Source organism: Dactylosporangium sp. NPDC051541 (assembly GCF_044454505.1).
In the GTDB taxonomy this organism is placed as follows: Bacteria; Actinomycetota; Actinomycetes; order Mycobacteriales; family Micromonosporaceae; genus Dactylosporangium.
Genome location: NZ_JBITDU010000001.1, coordinates 1,601,435 through 1,616,481 on the forward strand (window position 1 = coordinate 1,601,435; position 15,047 = coordinate 1,616,481).

The following is a 15,047-nucleotide window of genomic DNA, read 5'->3' on the forward strand; positions in this document are numbered from 1 at the left end:
TTCGCCGGCGGCCGGGGTAATGTGCATCACATTATGGAGCTGCAATGGTGGTCGATCGAGGTACGCGACGGGGAGTACCCGGCGCGGCTCTGGCGTGATGCGCACAGCGCGGCCCTCATCGAGGCCGCAGTGACCCACGGGGCCCGCGACTGGTCCTGGCGGTCCGAGAATTTCGGGGTCGTGTTCGAGATCGGGTTCGACGACGCCGGCGACTGGGCCCGCTTCCGCGAACTGCCGGTGGTGACGGCGGCGCTGGACGCGGTGGCGCCCGATTCGCTGTACGTGTACCGCGGGCGCGGAGGCAGCGCCGGGGCCGTCCACCCGCGCAGGAGGGGTCCACTGCCGGCCACCGGCGCCGCGGCGATCCCGATCGAACCGGAGCCGCCGATCGTGGCCCGCCCGCCGCTCGAGCCCATCGTGCCGGGGCTGGTGGCCTGAGCTTCGCTGGGACGCTTGCTTGGGCGCCCCGGCGTGTGCTCTTGCGCCGTTCGGCACTGTCGGACGGCTCGGTCCCGTGCCCGCGCTCCGCGCCCGCGCCCGCGTTCCGTGCCCGTGCTCCGAGCCCGCGCCCGCGCGGCCCCTACTGCTGCTCGCGCCCTCGCGTGTCACGCCTGGCCTCCGAGTGCCGCGTCCGCGCGCTACGCGAGGTTGACAGGGCGAGGTCAAGTCCGGGTGCGATCTCCCTGTTCCGCGTCCGCGCGCTGCTTCCGTGCGTTCCATGTCCGCGCTGCGTTCCGTCCCGCGTCCGCGCGCTGCGTCTGGGCGTTCCGCGTTTGCGCTGCTCTCGCGCCTGGTGCCGCGCGCCCGCGCGTTGCTGTGTGCTCCGCGTTGGCCTGCGCCCGCGCCCGCGCCCGTGCGCCCGCGCGTTGCTGTGTGCTCCGCGTTGGCCTGCGCCCGCGCCCGTGCCCGTGCGCCCGCCCGTTGCTGTGCGCTCCGTGCCGGCCCGCGCCCCCACGCCCGCGCTCCGCGCCCGCGCGACCGCGCGACTGCGCTCGTGCGGTCGTGCTCGTGCGTTTCGTGCTGTTCCCGTGCCCGCAGGGCGCGGGCTTTCTACCGTTCGCACCCCCGGACGTGGCAGGGAGGCCCGCCAGGGCCGAGCGGTGTCTGGTGGGAACTACGGTCGGCAAGGGCGGCGGGCCCGAGCCATAATGAGGTTTATCAGGCAGTTTTAACCAGGCGCGCGAAGCGCGGTTCACGGGATAGGATCTTGCGCCGTGTACACGGGAACCGCGGTGTTCGACCTGGTGCTGCCGGGGGATTCGCGATCGTTGAAGGCCAAGCGTGGGTATGTGCGGCCACTGATCGCGTTCTTGCGCAAGTTTGACGTGTCCGTCGCTGAGGTTGGGGCGCTTGACCTCACCGGGCGGGCTGAAGTGGGGATCGCGGTCGTGGCCGCGGAGGCCGGGCATGTGCGGGAGGTGCTCGACACGTGTGAGCGCGCGGTCGCGGGGCGGCCCGAGTTTGAGCTGCTGTCGGTGCGCCGGCGGCTGCACGGTGACCACGACGAGTGAACCGGCGGCGGCGCTGCGGCGAAACCAGTGGCGGCGCCGTGACCACGACGAGTAAATCTGCCTATCGGTACGCGGCCTCGCGGGCGGGGCGCGGGTACTGTCAAGGCGTTGGTCAGATCTTCAGGTCCCGCGGGTCGGCCTCAGGGTGGCCGGCGGGCCGTTTGGCTGCGGAGGTGTTCGAGATGACGGATCCGGCGAAGGTGCGGCGACACGCGGAGCGCGTGCGCGAACTGGTCGCATCAGTGGTGCGGACGCAGATCAAGGACCCCCGGCTCGGCATGATCACGATCACTGACGCTCGGATCACGGCCGATCTTCGTGAGGCGACCGTGTTCTACACGGTGCTCGGCGACGCGGCGGCGCAGGCCGGCACCGCGGCCGCCCTGGAGAGCGCCAAGGGGCTGCTGCGTTCGACCGTCGGCAAGGCGCTGGGGCTGCGGCACTCGCCGAGCCTCGCGTTCGTCCTGGACGACGTGTCGGAGCAGGTGAAGCACATCGACGAGCTGCTGGCCAGCGCGCGCTCCGCGGACGCCGAGGTCCAGCGGCTGGCGGCCGGTGCGCACTACGCGGGCGACCCGCAGCCCTACAAGCTCGAAGACGAGTCCGATGACGACCTCGAGGCCGACGTGGCCGACGACGAGGTCGCCGTGGGCCAGGACCGACGGTGAGCAGCGCGGCCGCCGCCCCGCTTCCCGCTGAGGCGGAGTGGGCGGCGGCCGTCGCCGCGTTGCGCGGGCTGCCGGCCGGGGCGCGGGTGCTGCTCGCCTGCCACGTGAACCCCGACGGTGACGCGCTCGGAAGCATGCTCGGGGTCGGCCTCGGGCTGCGCGCGGTCGCGGCCGAGCTCGGGATCGGGCACCTGGCCGCGACGTGCCCCGGGACGATGCGGCCGCCCGCGCCGTTCGACTCGCTGCCGGGCGCCGAACTGCTCGTCGCCGAGGAGGACGCCGACCCGGCCCCGGACGCGATGCTCGTGTTCGACGTGGCAAGCATCGAGCGGCTCGGGGGCCTGGCCGACCGGCTGCAGACCGCGCCCGTCGGCATCGTCCTGGACCACCACGCCTCCAACCCGGGCTTCGGCCGGATCAACCTCGTGGACCCCGCGGCCGCGGCGACGTCCGTGCTGTCCGACGGGCTGCTGCGGCGCCTGGGGGTACCGCTCACACCCGACATCGCCGAGTGCCTCTACGTCGCCCTGGCCACCGACACCGGCTCGTTCAAGTTCGCGTCCACGACCCCGGCCGTCCACGAGTTCGCGGCCCGGCTGATCGCGACCGGCATCCCGGTCGGCGAGATCTCCCGGCGCCTGTTCGACACGCGGCCGGTCGGGGCGCTGCGGCTCTTCGGTGTCGCGCTCGCCCGCGTCGTCCTGGAGCGCGCGGGCGCGGGCGGGCTCGGGTTCGCGTGGACGTACCTCACGCTCGACGAACTGGCCGCCCACGACCAGCCGCCGTCGGCCGTCGAGGCGCTCATCGACAGCGTGCGCAGCGTCGCCGAGGCCGACGTCGCGTGCCTCGTCAAGCCGGTGCGCCCGGGCGAGTGGTCGGTGTCGCTGCGCAGCAAGGGCGCGGTCGACGTGAGCGCGGTCGCGGTGGCGCTCGGGGGCGGCGGGCACCGGTTCGCGGCCGGGTTCAGCGCGACCGGGCCGGTCGAGGACGTCGTCGACGCGGTCCGTGCGCTGCTGCCGGCACCTGCGGACATCAGGGTTAACTCCGGGAGAATATCCGGGCCATAACTGCTGGCTCGGACACATCCATTGCGGTGACAATCGATGGATGGACCGACCCGAGCTCGTTGCGGAGGTCGACCGGGTCTGGGCCCGGCCGGTTGTGCTGACCCCTGTCTTCGCCCTCATCGCCCTGGTCGGCGGCGCCTCGCCGTCGTTCGGCCTGCGGGCCAACCTGCTGGTCCTGACCACCGGCGGCGCGCTGTTCTGGCTCGGGATGTCGGCCCACGTGCCGCGCCGGACGTCGCCCCCGCGCCTGGCCCGCGGCGCCGCCTGGTGGCTGGTGCCGCTGCTGCTCTTCGGCATCGTCGAGGGCGCGACGTTCCTCAATGGATCGCACGCGTACCCGACGCTGTCGCGCCTCGCCGACCCCGTCCTCGAGCACTACTGGGCCCGCGCGGGCGCGTACTTCGGCTGGCTCTGGGCGTTCTGGGCCATGGTGCGGCGATGACCGCCGGGCAGTTCCTCGTCACCGTCCTGTTCACGGCGGCCCTCGGACTCTTCGCGACGGTCGAGATCGCCTCCCGTCGCGAGGGCTCGCGCGTGCCGTCCCTGGGCGACGTGTGCGGCGTCGTCATGCGGTACCGCGTCGGCCCGCTTCCCGTCGGCCGGATCGCCATGTTCGGCTTCTGGTGGTGGCTCGGCTGGCATTTCCTGGCTCGCTGACGCCCGGTCCGAAAAGAACAAGTACAGATGCAGCGGATTCCGGGGCCGCTTCGCTCCCGCCCCGGGCAGGGGGCTGCGCCCCCTGCACCCCCCGACAACTCCTTCCGGCCCCGACGAGCCGTCCGCTTCCTGCGGTTTGGGCGCCTTGTACTCGGTCCCGCTGAGTGGCTGGCTCTCGCGGGTTTGCGCTTTGTGCCCGGCCTCGCTCAGTGGCTGGCTCTCGTGGGTCGCGCCTTGCGCTCGGCCTCGCTGAGTGGCCGCCTCCGGCGGGTCGCGCCTTGCGCTCGGCCTCGCTGAGTGGCCGCCTCCGGCGGGTCGCGCCTTGCGCTCGGTCCCGCTGAGTGGCTGGCTCTCGCGGGTCGCGCCTCGTGCCCGGCCTCGCTGGACGGCGGCCGCTCGCGGGTGCCATCTTGTGCCCTGGCCGCTGTTCGGCTACCCGCTCCTGGGCCACTGAGCTGCGCAATCGATCGCCCGATGGTGGAATCCGGTGTTCCAGATCGCGGGATAACGTCGCACATGGTGAAACTGAACGATAGCTTAGGCGTATGCGCACAGTACGAATTCTTCGCTGCCCGCCCCGGGTGAACCGCTAGGAAGCGGGTCCCGGCGGCGGGTGTCAACGGCCCGATCCATCACGCCGGAAGCGAGGAACCACGTGCGCCGCTCAACAGTGTCAACAGGCCGACACCACCCAGGTCGGTCTCCTTGGCGTGCTTTGTGCGTGTCTTCCGGTGACCCCGGCGCGACCGAGCAAGCACCGTCCACAGCACCATGCAACAGAGGAGACCAACGTCATGCCTGAGCAGCAGAAGCCCCAGCCCAAGCCGCAGGAGCCGGCCAACGACACCCGCGAGCGCGCCCGCGCCGCCCTGCAGATGTCGATGGACCGCCGCGGCTGACCTTTTGTAAGTGCCCGTAGACCGTCCCGCCCTTACTATGTGCGGGTGACGGTCGATCAGGCACCCACGATGCGCCGGGTGGCCGCACTGGCCCTCCCGGCGCTCGTCGTACTCGCCGCCGAACCCCTCTACGTCCTCGTCGACACCGCCGTCGTCGGCCACCTCGGCCGGACCCAGCTCGCCGGCCTCGCCATCGGCGGCTCCGTGATGTCGTTCGCCGTCTGGCTCGGCACCGTCCTGGCCTACGGCACCACCGGCCGCGCCGCCCGCCGCTTCGGCGCCGGCCAGCGCGCGGAAGCGGTCGAAGAGGGCGTCCAAGCCTCCTGGCTGGCCCTGGCCGGCGGCTTCACCATCTTGATCGTCCTCGAGGCCGCGGCCGGCCCCCTCACCCGCGCCCTGGCCGGCGGCGCGGGCACGGTCGCCACCAACGCCGAACACTGGCTGCGCATCGCCGCCCTGGGCGCCCCCGGCCTCATGCTCGGCACCGCCGGCAACGGCTGGATGCGCGGCGTCCAGGACACCAGGCGCCCGCTCTACTACGTCCTGGCCGCGAACGCGCTGTCCGCGGCGCTGTGCCCCCTGCTGGTGTACCCGGCGGGCCTCGGCCTCATCGGCTCCGCCGTAGCCAACGTGACCGCCCAGACCGTCGTCGGCCTGCTGTTCGTCCGCGCCCTGATGACCGAACGGGTACCGCTGCGCCCGCGCCCGGCCGTGATCCTGCACCAGCTCACGCTCGGACGCGACCTCCTGCTGCGCGGCGCCGCGTTCCAGGCCTGCTTCCTGTCCGCATCCGCGGTCGCAGCGAGGTTCGGCGACGCCGCCCTGGCCGCCCATCAGATCGCCATCCAGCTGTTCTTCTTCACCGCCCTGGCCCTGGACGCGCTGGCCATCGCCGCGCAGTCGCTGATCGGTGCCGCGCTCGGCGCCGAGCGCGTCCCGGAGGCACGAGCCCTGGCCCGCCAGATCACCCGAGCCGGCCTGGTCGCCGGCGGCGCGTTCGCCGGCCTCGTAGCGTTGGCCCTTCTGGCGGTGCAACCGTGGTTCGGCGCCGACCCGGAGGTGTACGCCCAGGCCCGGCACGCCTGGTGGTTCTTCGTCGCGATGATGCCGGCAGCGGGCGTGGTGTTCGCTCTGGACGGCGTATTCCTGGGGGCGGGCGACGCGCGCTACCTGCGAAACCTCACGCTGGTCAGCGCGCTCGGGGGCTTCCTGCCCGGCATCTGGCTGGCATACCTGCTGGACGCCGGCCTCCGCGGGGTATGGATAGCTCTGACCGTGTTCATCGCACTGCGGCTCGTAGGCCTGCTGTACCGCCTTTCGAGCGACCGCTGGGCAGTGGCCGGCGCAGTGCGCTGACACCCGCGCCAGCGTCCGCCCCCGCCCCGCTCGGCGCCCGCACGTCCCTGCCTCCTCGCGTCCGCGCGGCTCTGCCTTTCGTGCCCGTGCGGCTGTCTCCCCGCGTCCGCGCGACGGCTGGCGTGGGTGGACATTCCTGAGGAGTTTCGTTGGGCCGAGATATCGGCGTCGGCTTTTGCGCTGTGAACGGTCTGGGAAGTCGACTGTGGACGCGGTGGTGATGGGCGCGGGGGCGTGGGCGTGTGAGGGCGCGTGGGCGTGTGAGGGCGCGGGGGCGTGGGAACCGGAGGGCTGGGCGGGTCGGCGGGGTCGGGGAGTCGGCGGAGTCGGCGGAGTCGGCGGTTGTGCTGCTACTGCTGCAGTATCTGTGGCAGTGCCTCGTGCGGTTCGGCTGATTCGTTACTGTGTCGGCCATGGCGCAGAAGACGGCGACCGCGGGCGGCCTCGTCGTCGTCGACAAGGCCGGCGGTATGACCTCGCACGACGTGGTGTCGCGGATGCGGCGGATCGCGCGGACGCGGCGGGTCGGGCACGGTGGCACCCTCGACCCGATGGCCACCGGCGTGCTGATCATCGGGGTGGAGAAGGCCACGCGGCTGCTGACGTACGTGATCGGGAGCACGAAGCAGTACGCGGCCACCATCCGGCTCGGCGAGTCCACGATCACCGACGACGCCGAGGGGGAGGTCGTCGCGCGCGCGGACGCGTCCGCGGTCACTGACCTCGAGATCGAGACCGCGCTGGAGCCGCTGCGGGGTGACATTCTGCAGGTTCCCAGCTCCGTCTCGGCTATCAAGGTCAACGGGGTCCGGTCCTATCACCGGGTCCGCTCCGGCGAGGAGGTCGCGCTCGCGGCCCGGCCGGTCACCGTCTCCCGGCTCGACGTCCTGGCGCTGCGGCGCGCGGGCGCGTACGTCGACCTCGACGTGGATGTGGCCGTGTCGTCGGGGACGTACATCCGCGCCCTCGCGCGTGACCTGGGTGCTGCGCTGGGGGTCGGTGGGCACCTCACCGCGCTGCGGCGGACCGCGGTCGGCAACTTCACCCTGGCTGAGGCGGCCACCCTGGATGAGCTGGGAGAGCGCGAAGACCCGGTGACGATGCCGCTGCCCGCCGCCGCCGACCGCTGCTTTCCCCGCCGTGACGCGAGCCCGGACGAGGCGAAGGTGCTGTCGCACGGTGGGCCGCTGGTCGCGATCGGGATTGTGGAGCCCTACGCGGTATTCGCGCCCGACGGCACCGTCCTCGCGATCGTGCAGGAGCGCGACGGCAAGGCCCGCCCGGAGATCGTCCTCGTTCCCTGACCGCGTCCGCGCGACGGGTTGGCGGTCGCGTCCGCGCGGGGCTTGGGCAGATCGGCGTGACGGTTCCGTGCGGGGTGTGGACAGGGCGGTCGTCGTTCATTGACCGCGTCCGCACGACGGGTTGGCGGTCGCGTCCGCGCGGGGCGTCGGCAGAGTGGCGTGATGGTTTCGTGTGGGCTGTGGGCAGAGTGGCGTGACGGTTCCGTGCGGGGCGGGGGAGAGTGGCGTGCCGCGTCCGGGCGGGGTGTGGACAGAGCGGCGTGGCGGTTTCGGGCGGGGCTGGGGGCTGGAGGGTGGGGGCGCGGGAGGCAGTAGGCTCGTGAGCATGCAGCGTTGGCGGGGGACGCAGGCGGCGCCTGGGGGGTGGGGGCGCGCGGTCGCGACGATCGGGGTGTTCGACGGGGTTCACCGCGGGCATCAGCAGATCGTCGGGCATGCCGTGAAGCGGGCCCATGAGCTCGGCGTGCAGTCGGTTGTCGTGACGTTCGATCCGCATCCGGCCGAGGTCGTGCGGCCGGGGTCGCACCCGGCGGTGCTCACGGAGCCGGGGCGCAAGGCCGAGCTGCTCGAGGCGCTCGGTGTCGACGTGCTGTGCGTCATCCCGTTCACGGCGGAGTACTCGCGGCTCTCGCCCGAGCAGTTCGTCCACGACGCGCTGGTGGAGCGGCTGCACGCCGCGCTCATCGTCGTCGGGGAGAACTTCCGGTTCGGGCACAAGCAGGCCGGGGACGTCGCGCTGCTGACGAGGCTCGGGCGGACGTTCGGGTTCGCGGTCGAGGGGGCGCCGCTGGTGGCGGACGAGGGGACGGTGTTCTCCTCGACGTACATCCGCAGCTGTGTCGACGCCGGTGACGTCGTAGCCGCGGCGCGGGCGCTCGGGCGGCCGCACCGGCTGGAAGGCGTCGTCGTCCGCGGTGACCAGCGCGGACGTGAGCTGGGGTTCCCCACGGCCAACCTGCTCGTGCCGGCCAACGCGGCGGTGCCCGCGGACGGCATCTACGCCGCGTGGTTCGTGCGCGACCGCGACGGTGCGCGGCTGCCGTCGGCCGTGTCCATCGGCAGCAACCCGACGTTCTCGGGCACGGAGCGGCGCGTGGAAGCGTTCGTGCTGGACTTCGAGGGTGACCTGTATGGCGAGCGGGTCAGCCTCGACTTCGCCGACCGGCTCCGCGAGCAGCGCGTCTACCAGGGCATCGAGCCGCTGATCGCGCAGATCACCGAGGACGTCGCGCAGACCCGGCACGTGCTGAGCCCCTGACCGGCCCGAACCGGCCCGGCACGAATCGCCGCGGACTGGACCGGCCCGACTCGGCGCGGCGCGGCGCGGCGCGACCCGACCCGACCCGACTCGGCGCGGACTGGACCGGCCTGAACCGAACCACCGAACCGAACCAGCCCGAACCGAATCGAACCGGCGCGGACTGGACCGGCGCGAATCAGACCGGCCCGAACCACACAGGCTCGAACCAAACCCCGCAACGGTCTGGCGAAGGACGCCGCGTGCGGCGCCGTCATCGTCCTCGACGGCGCCGATGCGCGGGTGAATTCGCAAGTCTGTTAGCCTTGGGTCGACGCCGGGTGACCGGCGGGGGTCAGGCTGCCTGCACGACGCCGCGGGGCCCGACCGGACGAATCCACGGTAAAGGGAGAATATGGCGCTCGACTCTGCGCAGAAGACCGAGATCATGGGCAAGTACGCCACCGCCGAGGGCGACACCGGTTCGCCGGAGGTCCAGGTGGCGATGCTGACCAAGCGGATCGCGGACCTCACCGAACACCTCAAGCTGCACAAGCACGACCACCACAGCCGGCGCGGCCTGCTGCTGCTGGTCGGCCGTCGTCGTCGCCTGCTGAACTACCTGCAGAAGAACGACATCGCCCGCTACCGCTCGCTGATCGAGCGGCTCGGCCTGCGGCGCTAACGACACGCTCGTGAACGGGGGAGATGCCGCAAATCGGCTCTCCCCCGTCGAGTAGTGACACACTGGAATGGCAGCGCCCCGCCGAGTTGGTCGGCGCACCGGTCCTCGGTAGTGGCTCCCGGGTGAAGTACCACCCCGTGAGCTTCGATCGAAGACCGGCCGCGGACAGCTCCGCCGAGGGCGAACCAACGACCCAAAAGGGAGCAACACCACACATGACCGAGCAGAGCAATCTCGGTACACACACCAGTAAGGCCGTCATCGACAACGGCTCGTTCGGCACCCGGGAGATCACCTTCTCCACCGGGCGCCTGGCCCGTCAGGCGGCCGGCTCGGCCCTGGCCCAGCTCGGCGAGACCGTGGTCCTCTCGGCCACGACCGCCGGCAAGCAGCCCAAGGACCAGTTCGACTTCTTCCCGCTGACGGTCGACGTCGAGGAGCGCATGTACGCGGCCGGGCGCATCCCCGGCTCGTTCTTCCGCCGCGAGGGCCGGCCCAGCGAGGACGCGATCCTCACCTGCCGGCTCATCGACCGGCCGCTGCGCCCGAGCTTCGTCAAGGGCCTGCGCAACGAGGTCCAGGTCGTCGAGACCGTCCTCGCGCTCGACCCCGAGCACCCCTACGACGTGGTGGCCATCAACGCCGCCTCGCTCTCGACCAAGCTGTCGGGCCTGCCGTTCTCCGGCCCGATCGGCGCGACCCGGATGGCCCACATCGACGGCCAGTGGGTGGCGTTCCCGACCGTCGAGGAGCTCGGCCGGGCCACGTTCGACATGGTCGTCGCCGGGCGGACCCTGCCCGACGGTGACGTCGCGATCATGATGGTCGAGGCCGAGGCCACCGAGCACACCGTGGCGCTCGTCGCCGGCGGCGCGCCCGCGCCGACCGAGGAGGTCGTGGCCAGCGGCCTGGAGGCCTCGAAGCCCGCGATTCGCGAGCTGTGCCGGGCCCAGTCCGAGCTGGCCGAGGTCGCCGCGAAGCCGGTGCAGGAGTTCCCGGTCTTCCTCGACTACCAGCCCGACGCCTACGAGGTCGTCGCCGGCGCGGTGAAGGACGAGGTCACCGAGGCTCTGCGGATCGCCGGCAAGGCGGAGCGCGAGGAGGCCCTGGACCGGATCAAGGCCGCGCTCTTCGAGCGCGTCGGCGGGCAGCTCGAGGGCCGCGAGAAGGAGATCGGCGCCGCGCTGCGGTCGCTGACCAAGAACGAGGTCCGGGCCCGCGTCCTGCGCGAGCAGGTCCGCATGGACGGCCGCGGCCCGCGTGACATCCGGCCGCTGACCGCCGAGGTGCAGGTCCTGCCGCGAGTCCACGGCTCGGCGCTGTTCGAGCGCGGCGAGACCCAGATCATGGGCGTCACCACGCTGAACATGCTGCGCATGGAGCAGACGCTGGACACGCTCGCGCCGGAGAAGTCCAAGCGGTACATGCACAACTACAACTTCCCGCCGTACTCGACCGGTGAGACCGGCCGCGTCGGCGCCCCGAAGCGGCGCGAGATCGGCCACGGCGCGCTCGCCGAGCGGGCCCTGATCCCGGTCCTGCCGTCGCGCGAGGAGTTCCCCTACGCGATCCGGCAGGTCTCCGAGGCGCTGGGCTCCAACGGCTCCACATCGATGGGCTCGGTCTGCGCCTCCACGATGGCGCTGCTGTCGGCCGGTGTGCCGCTGAAGGCGCCGGTCGCGGGCATCGCGATGGGCCTGATCTCCGACGAGGTCGAGGGCAAGACGACGTACGTCACCCTGACCGACATCCTCGGCGCCGAGGACGCGTTCGGCGACATGGACTTCAAGGTCGCCGGCACCCGCGACTTCGTCACCGCGCTGCAGCTGGACACCAAGCTCGACGGCATCCCGTCGGACGTGCTGGCCAGCGCGCTGCAGCAGGCCCACGACGCGCGGCACGTCATCCTCGACGTGATGGCCGAGGCCATCGAGTCGCCGGCGGGCATGAGCGTGTACGCGCCGCGGGTCACCACGGTGCGCATCCCGGTCGACAAGATCGGCATGGTGATCGGGCCGAAGGGCCAGACCATCAACGCGATCCAGGACGAGACCGGCGCCGAGATCAGCATCGAGGACGACGGCACGATCTACGTCGGCGCGACCAACGGCCCGTCGGCCGAGGCCGCCGTCGAGCGGATCAACGCGATCGCCAACCCGACCATGCCCAAGGTCGGAGACAAATTCCTGGGTACTGTCGTGAAGACCGCCGCGTTCGGCGCGTTCATCTCGCTGCTGCCGGGCCGCGACGGCCTGCTGCACATCTCCAAGGTGGGCAACGGCAAGCGGGTCGACCGGGTCGAGGACTTCCTCAACGTCGGCGACAAGGTCGAGGTGCAGATCGCGGACATCGACAACCGCGGCAAGATCTACCTGGACAAGGTGCTGGCCGAGGGCGAGGTCGCCGTGGCGGCTCCGGCCGAGGGTGGCGAGCGTCCGCCGTCGCGTGACCGGGGCGACCGCGGTGGTGACCGTGGCCCGCGCCGGGACCGGGGCGAGCGCAGCGGCGACCGCGGTGACCGCGGTGGCGACCGGGGCCCGCGTCAGTCCGCGCCCGAGGGTGGCGCGGGCGGCGAGGCGCCGCCGGCCGGCGGCGAGGGCGACGAGGGCGGCGAGTTCCGCCGTCGGCGCAACCGGCGCGACTGACCTATGACGAGCCGAGCGCTGACCCAGACCCTGTCCGACGACCCGCTGGGTGGCACGGTGCGCCGCACCGTGCTGCCCAACGGGCTGCGGATCCTGACCGAGGCGATCCCCGCGATGCGGAGCGTCTCGTTCGGGGTCTGGGTCGGCATCGGCTCGCGGGACGAGACGCCCACGCTGTCGGGCGTCTCGCACTTCCTCGAGCACCTGCTGTTCAAAGGCACCAAGCGGCGCAGCGCGCTGGACATCTCCGCGCAGATCGAGGCGGTCGGCGGGGAGACCAACGCATTCACGGCCAAGGAGTACACGTGCTACTACGCGCGGGTGCTCGACGCCGACCTGCCGCTGGCCATCGACGTCGTGTGTGACCTGGTCACCGACTCCGTGCTCACCGAGGCGGACGTGGAGACCGAGCGGGGCGTGATCCTCGAGGAGATCGCCATGCACGACGACGAGCCCGGCGACGAGGTGCACGACGTCTTCACCGAGGCCGTCTACGGCACCCACCCGCTCGGCCGTCAGATCTCCGGCTCGGTGCCGACGATCTCGGCGCTGACCCGCAAACAGATCGACGGCTTCTACCGCCGCCGCTACCGCCCCGAGACGATGGTCATCGCCGCGGCCGGGAACCTGGACCACGCCAAGGTGGTCAAGGCCGTGCGGGCGGCGTTCGACCGGGCCGGCTGGTCCGACACGGCCGGGCCGACCGCCCGGCGCTCGCGTACCGCCAAGGTGCCGACCCGCTCCGGGCAGGTCGTGGTCCGCAACAAGGACACCGAGCAGGCGCACCTGGTGCTGGGCTGCACCGGCTACCCGCGCCAGCACGACGACCGCTTCGCCCTCGGCGCGCTCAACAACGTCCTCGGCGGCGGCATGTCGAGCCGGCTGTTCCAGCAGATCCGCGAACAGCGCGGCCTCGCCTACTCGGTGTACTCCTTCACCTCGCAGTACAGCGACTCCGGGCTCTTCGGCGTCTACGCCGGCTGCGCGCCCGGGAAGGTCGAGGAGGTCCTCGCGATCACCCGCGAGGAGCTGGCCAAGGTCGCCGCGGACGGGCTCACCGCCGAAGAGGTCGAACGCGGCAAGGGCATGCTCAAGGGCGCCGTCGTGCTCGGCCTGGAGGACACCGGGTCGCGGATGAGCCGGCTCGGCAAGGGTGAACTGCTCTACGACGAGCTGCTCAGCGTCGACGAGGTGCTGCGCCGGGTCGACGCCGTCACGCCGGAGCAGGTCCGCCGGGTCACGGAGGAGCTGCTGGCCCGGCCGATGTCGCTCGCGCTCATCGGTGACTTCGACGACGGGGCTTTTGCCGACGCTCTTCGCTGACTCCGGCGCGGCCGCGTACGTCGCAGGGGTGCAGGGGGCGGTGAGCCCCTTGCCCGGGGCGGGAGCGAAGCGGCCCCGGAAGCCGATGCATGGTCTTTGTGTATTTTGCTTTTGTGGATGACGCGAAGATCCGGGTCGGCGTGCTGGGCGCGCGCGGCCGCATGGGCACCGAGGTGTGCAAGGCCGTGACCGGGGCGGGCGACATGGAGCTCGTGGCCGCGATCGACGACGGTGACAGCTTCGAGCCGCTCGCGGCCGCGCAAGTGGTCGTCGACTTCACCAGGCCCGACTCGGTGTTCGGCAACATCGACTGGTGCCTCGAGCACGGCGTCAACGCCGTCATCGGCACGTCCGGGTTCACCGCCGAGCGTATCGAGCTGGTCCGGGACCGCCTCGCGACCCGGCCCGAGCTCGGGATCGTCATCGCGCCGAACTTCGCCGTTGGCGCAGTGCTGCTGATGGAGTTCGCGGCGAAGGCGGCCCGGCACTTCGAGTCCGTCGAGATCGTCGAGATGCACCACCCGAAGAAGATCGACGCCCCGAGCGGTACCGCGCTGCGCACGGCCCAGATCATCGCCGAGGCGCGCGCGGAGGCGGGGCTCGGCGCGGTGCCGGACGCGACCAAGGAAGAGCTGGCCGGCGCGCGCGGGAGCGACGTCGAGGGCGTGCGCATCCACGCGATCCGGGCCACCGGGCTCGTGGCGCACCAGGAGGTCCTCTTCGGCACGGCGGGGGAGACGCTGACCCTGCGGCACGACTCTTACGATCGAGCTTCATTCATGCCGGGGGTACTGCTCGCAGTGCGCTCCGTGTTGACTCGGCCCGGACTCACCGTAGGCCTCGGGTCACTGCTCGGCTGAGCCGGTGGTCACTGCTCAGCCGGGTCGTTGGTCACTGTTCGGCTGAGCCGGTTTTCGTCCCATATGGTGGGACTGTGAGGCCACCGTTGGGCCGCAACAGCATCACGCCCCGGTAACGGGATCCTGTTCCAGGGAGACGTGCCAACGCAGTTGCGGCACCAGCAGGTCATCGACGTCGAGTGATCGGCTGGCGCCGTCCGGTGCCCATCCGCCGCCCTCCAGAAATCGACGCGTAACAGTGTCGTCGGCGAATGTCCACGCAAGTGCTGTCGTGAATCCGTCAGAACGCCACAAATCCACACTGGCCGCCAGCAAACGGCTGCCGTGGCCGCGACGCCCCCAACGGGGCTCGACCAGCACGTCAGTGATGGCCGCGGCCGAGGCAAATGCCTTGTCAAGGGCCGTGTGATCTTCATCCGGGGCCAGCGCGCTGTCATCTGCCGGACCTGACGCGGCAAACCCCACGACGTATGCTGACTCTGGTTGCGAGCCGGGCGAATCGACCTGTTCGACCGCGACCAGCACACGGTGGGCCGGGCTCGGCGGGTCCGCGACGGCATCTCGCCACCGGCGGGTAATCCACTCCTCGTCCAGCCGGTCGAGGATGTGTTTGGGCAGCAGTCGCCGATATGCGACGCGCCACGTCGTGAGTTGGATGCGGGCGATCTCGACGACGTCGTCGAGCCGCGCCGGACGGACGAACCCGAGCGTCATGAAGCAGCAGCCTACGGATTTTGTGTGAAGTCAGACCCGGCGGGGTAGCGCCCGCACGTCACAGTTGCGCGGGTGCGAGCGTTAAGCCGTCTGTGACGCAACACTGAGGATTCGATGGCAC

14 protein-coding genes are annotated in these 15,047 nt (G+C 71.6%); 13 read left to right on the forward strand and 1 reads right to left on the reverse strand.

The window, feature by feature from the left end; all coding sequences use genetic code 11:
- The first annotated feature begins 33 nt into the window (after nucleotides 1-33).
- The 13 genes from ACIA8L_RS07235 to dapB all read left to right on the forward strand — a co-directional run bounded on the left by ACIA8L_RS07235 (nucleotide 34) and on the right by dapB (nucleotide 14,212).
- Nucleotides 34-438: a hypothetical protein gene (locus ACIA8L_RS07235; protein WP_395901339.1), complete on the forward strand. Its 405-nt coding sequence runs from the start codon at nucleotides 34-36 to the stop codon at nucleotides 436-438.
- Nucleotides 439-1,214: 776 nt separating this feature from the next.
- Entirely contained in the window at nucleotides 1,215-1,511 is a 297-nt protein-coding gene (locus tag ACIA8L_RS07240) for a DUF503 domain-containing protein (RefSeq protein WP_395901341.1), read from the forward strand.
- A gap of 182 nt (nucleotides 1,512-1,693) precedes the next feature.
- Nucleotides 1,694-2,179, forward strand: coding sequence for a 30S ribosome-binding factor RbfA (rbfA, locus tag ACIA8L_RS07245; protein WP_395901343.1), 486 nt, complete (start codon nucleotides 1,694-1,696; stop codon nucleotides 2,177-2,179).
- Nucleotides 2,176-3,246, forward strand: coding sequence for a bifunctional oligoribonuclease/PAP phosphatase NrnA (locus tag ACIA8L_RS07250; protein ID WP_395901345.1), 1,071 nt, complete (start codon nucleotides 2,176-2,178; stop codon nucleotides 3,244-3,246). The genes rbfA and ACIA8L_RS07250 overlap by 4 nt, the downstream gene beginning before the upstream one ends.
- Before the next feature lie 40 nt (nucleotides 3,247-3,286).
- A complete protein-coding gene (locus tag ACIA8L_RS07255; protein WP_395901347.1) occupies nucleotides 3,287-3,688 on the forward strand; it encodes a hypothetical protein in 402 nt (133 codons plus the stop codon).
- On the forward strand, nucleotides 3,685-3,903 hold the full coding sequence (locus ACIA8L_RS07260) for a DUF6186 family protein (protein WP_395901349.1): 219 nt from the start codon (nucleotides 3,685-3,687) through the stop codon (nucleotides 3,901-3,903). Before ACIA8L_RS07255 ends, ACIA8L_RS07260 begins: the two co-directional genes overlap by 4 nt.
- A 968-nt stretch (nucleotides 3,904-4,871) precedes the next feature.
- Nucleotides 4,872-6,158: an MATE family efflux transporter gene (locus tag ACIA8L_RS07265; RefSeq protein ID WP_395901778.1), complete on the forward strand. Its 1,287-nt coding sequence runs from the start codon at nucleotides 4,872-4,874 to the stop codon at nucleotides 6,156-6,158.
- 413 nt (nucleotides 6,159-6,571) lie between these two features.
- On the forward strand, nucleotides 6,572-7,462 hold the full coding sequence (truB, locus tag ACIA8L_RS07270) for a tRNA pseudouridine(55) synthase TruB (protein ID WP_395901351.1): 891 nt from the start codon (nucleotides 6,572-6,574) through the stop codon (nucleotides 7,460-7,462).
- A gap of 325 nt (nucleotides 7,463-7,787) precedes the next feature.
- On the forward strand, nucleotides 7,788-8,720 hold the full coding sequence (locus ACIA8L_RS07275) for a bifunctional riboflavin kinase/FAD synthetase (RefSeq protein WP_395901353.1): 933 nt from the start codon (nucleotides 7,788-7,790) through the stop codon (nucleotides 8,718-8,720).
- A gap of 394 nt (nucleotides 8,721-9,114) precedes the next feature.
- Entirely contained in the window at nucleotides 9,115-9,384 is a 270-nt protein-coding gene (gene rpsO / locus ACIA8L_RS07280; RefSeq protein ID WP_223101882.1) for a 30S ribosomal protein S15, read from the forward strand.
- Nucleotides 9,385-9,599: 215 nt separating this feature from the next.
- Nucleotides 9,600-12,029 (forward strand): polyribonucleotide nucleotidyltransferase, encoded by a 2,430-nt coding sequence (locus ACIA8L_RS07285; RefSeq protein WP_395901355.1) that lies wholly within the window; start codon nucleotides 9,600-9,602, stop codon nucleotides 12,027-12,029.
- Between the two features lie 3 nt (nucleotides 12,030-12,032).
- Nucleotides 12,033-13,352 (forward strand): M16 family metallopeptidase, encoded by a 1,320-nt coding sequence (locus ACIA8L_RS07290; protein WP_395901357.1) that lies wholly within the window; start codon nucleotides 12,033-12,035, stop codon nucleotides 13,350-13,352.
- Between the two features lie 113 nt (nucleotides 13,353-13,465).
- Entirely contained in the window at nucleotides 13,466-14,212 is a 747-nt protein-coding gene (gene dapB, locus ACIA8L_RS07295) for a 4-hydroxy-tetrahydrodipicolinate reductase (RefSeq protein ID WP_395901359.1), read from the forward strand.
- A 102-nt stretch (nucleotides 14,213-14,314) separates the two neighbouring features.
- Here the strand turns inward: dapB and ACIA8L_RS07300 are convergent, their stop codons facing one another.
- Nucleotides 14,315-14,926: a GNAT family N-acetyltransferase gene (locus tag ACIA8L_RS07300; protein WP_395901361.1), complete on the reverse strand. Its 612-nt coding sequence runs from the start codon at nucleotides 14,924-14,926 to the stop codon at nucleotides 14,315-14,317.
- Nucleotides 14,927-15,047 lie beyond the last annotated feature (121 nt).

Excerpts from the sequence above, each read along its gene's own strand:
- rbfA (WP_395901343.1), top strand. The coding sequence starts at position 1,694 with ATGACGGATCCGGCGAAGGTGCGGCGACACGCGGAGCGCGTGCGCGAA.
- ACIA8L_RS07290 (WP_395901357.1), top strand. The coding sequence starts at position 12,033 with ATGACGAGCCGAGCGCTGACCCAGACCCTGTCCGACGACCCGCTGGGT.
- truB (WP_395901351.1), top strand. The coding sequence starts at position 6,572 with ATGGCGCAGAAGACGGCGACCGCGGGCGGCCTCGTCGTCGTCGACAAG.
- ACIA8L_RS07235 (WP_395901339.1), top strand. The coding sequence starts at position 34 with ATGGAGCTGCAATGGTGGTCGATCGAGGTACGCGACGGGGAGTACCCG.
- ACIA8L_RS07255 (WP_395901347.1), top strand. The coding sequence starts at position 3,287 with ATGGACCGACCCGAGCTCGTTGCGGAGGTCGACCGGGTCTGGGCCCGG.
- ACIA8L_RS07265 (WP_395901778.1), top strand. The coding sequence starts at position 4,872 with ATGCGCCGGGTGGCCGCACTGGCCCTCCCGGCGCTCGTCGTACTCGCC.
- ACIA8L_RS07275 (WP_395901353.1), top strand. The coding sequence starts at position 7,788 with ATGCAGCGTTGGCGGGGGACGCAGGCGGCGCCTGGGGGGTGGGGGCGC.
- ACIA8L_RS07300 (WP_395901361.1), bottom strand. The coding sequence starts at position 14,926 with ATGACGCTCGGGTTCGTCCGTCCGGCGCGGCTCGACGACGTCGTCGAG.
- rpsO (WP_223101882.1), top strand. The coding sequence starts at position 9,115 with ATGGCGCTCGACTCTGCGCAGAAGACCGAGATCATGGGCAAGTACGCC.
- ACIA8L_RS07285 (WP_395901355.1), top strand. The coding sequence starts at position 9,600 with ATGACCGAGCAGAGCAATCTCGGTACACACACCAGTAAGGCCGTCATC.
- ACIA8L_RS07260 (WP_395901349.1), top strand. The coding sequence starts at position 3,685 with ATGACCGCCGGGCAGTTCCTCGTCACCGTCCTGTTCACGGCGGCCCTC.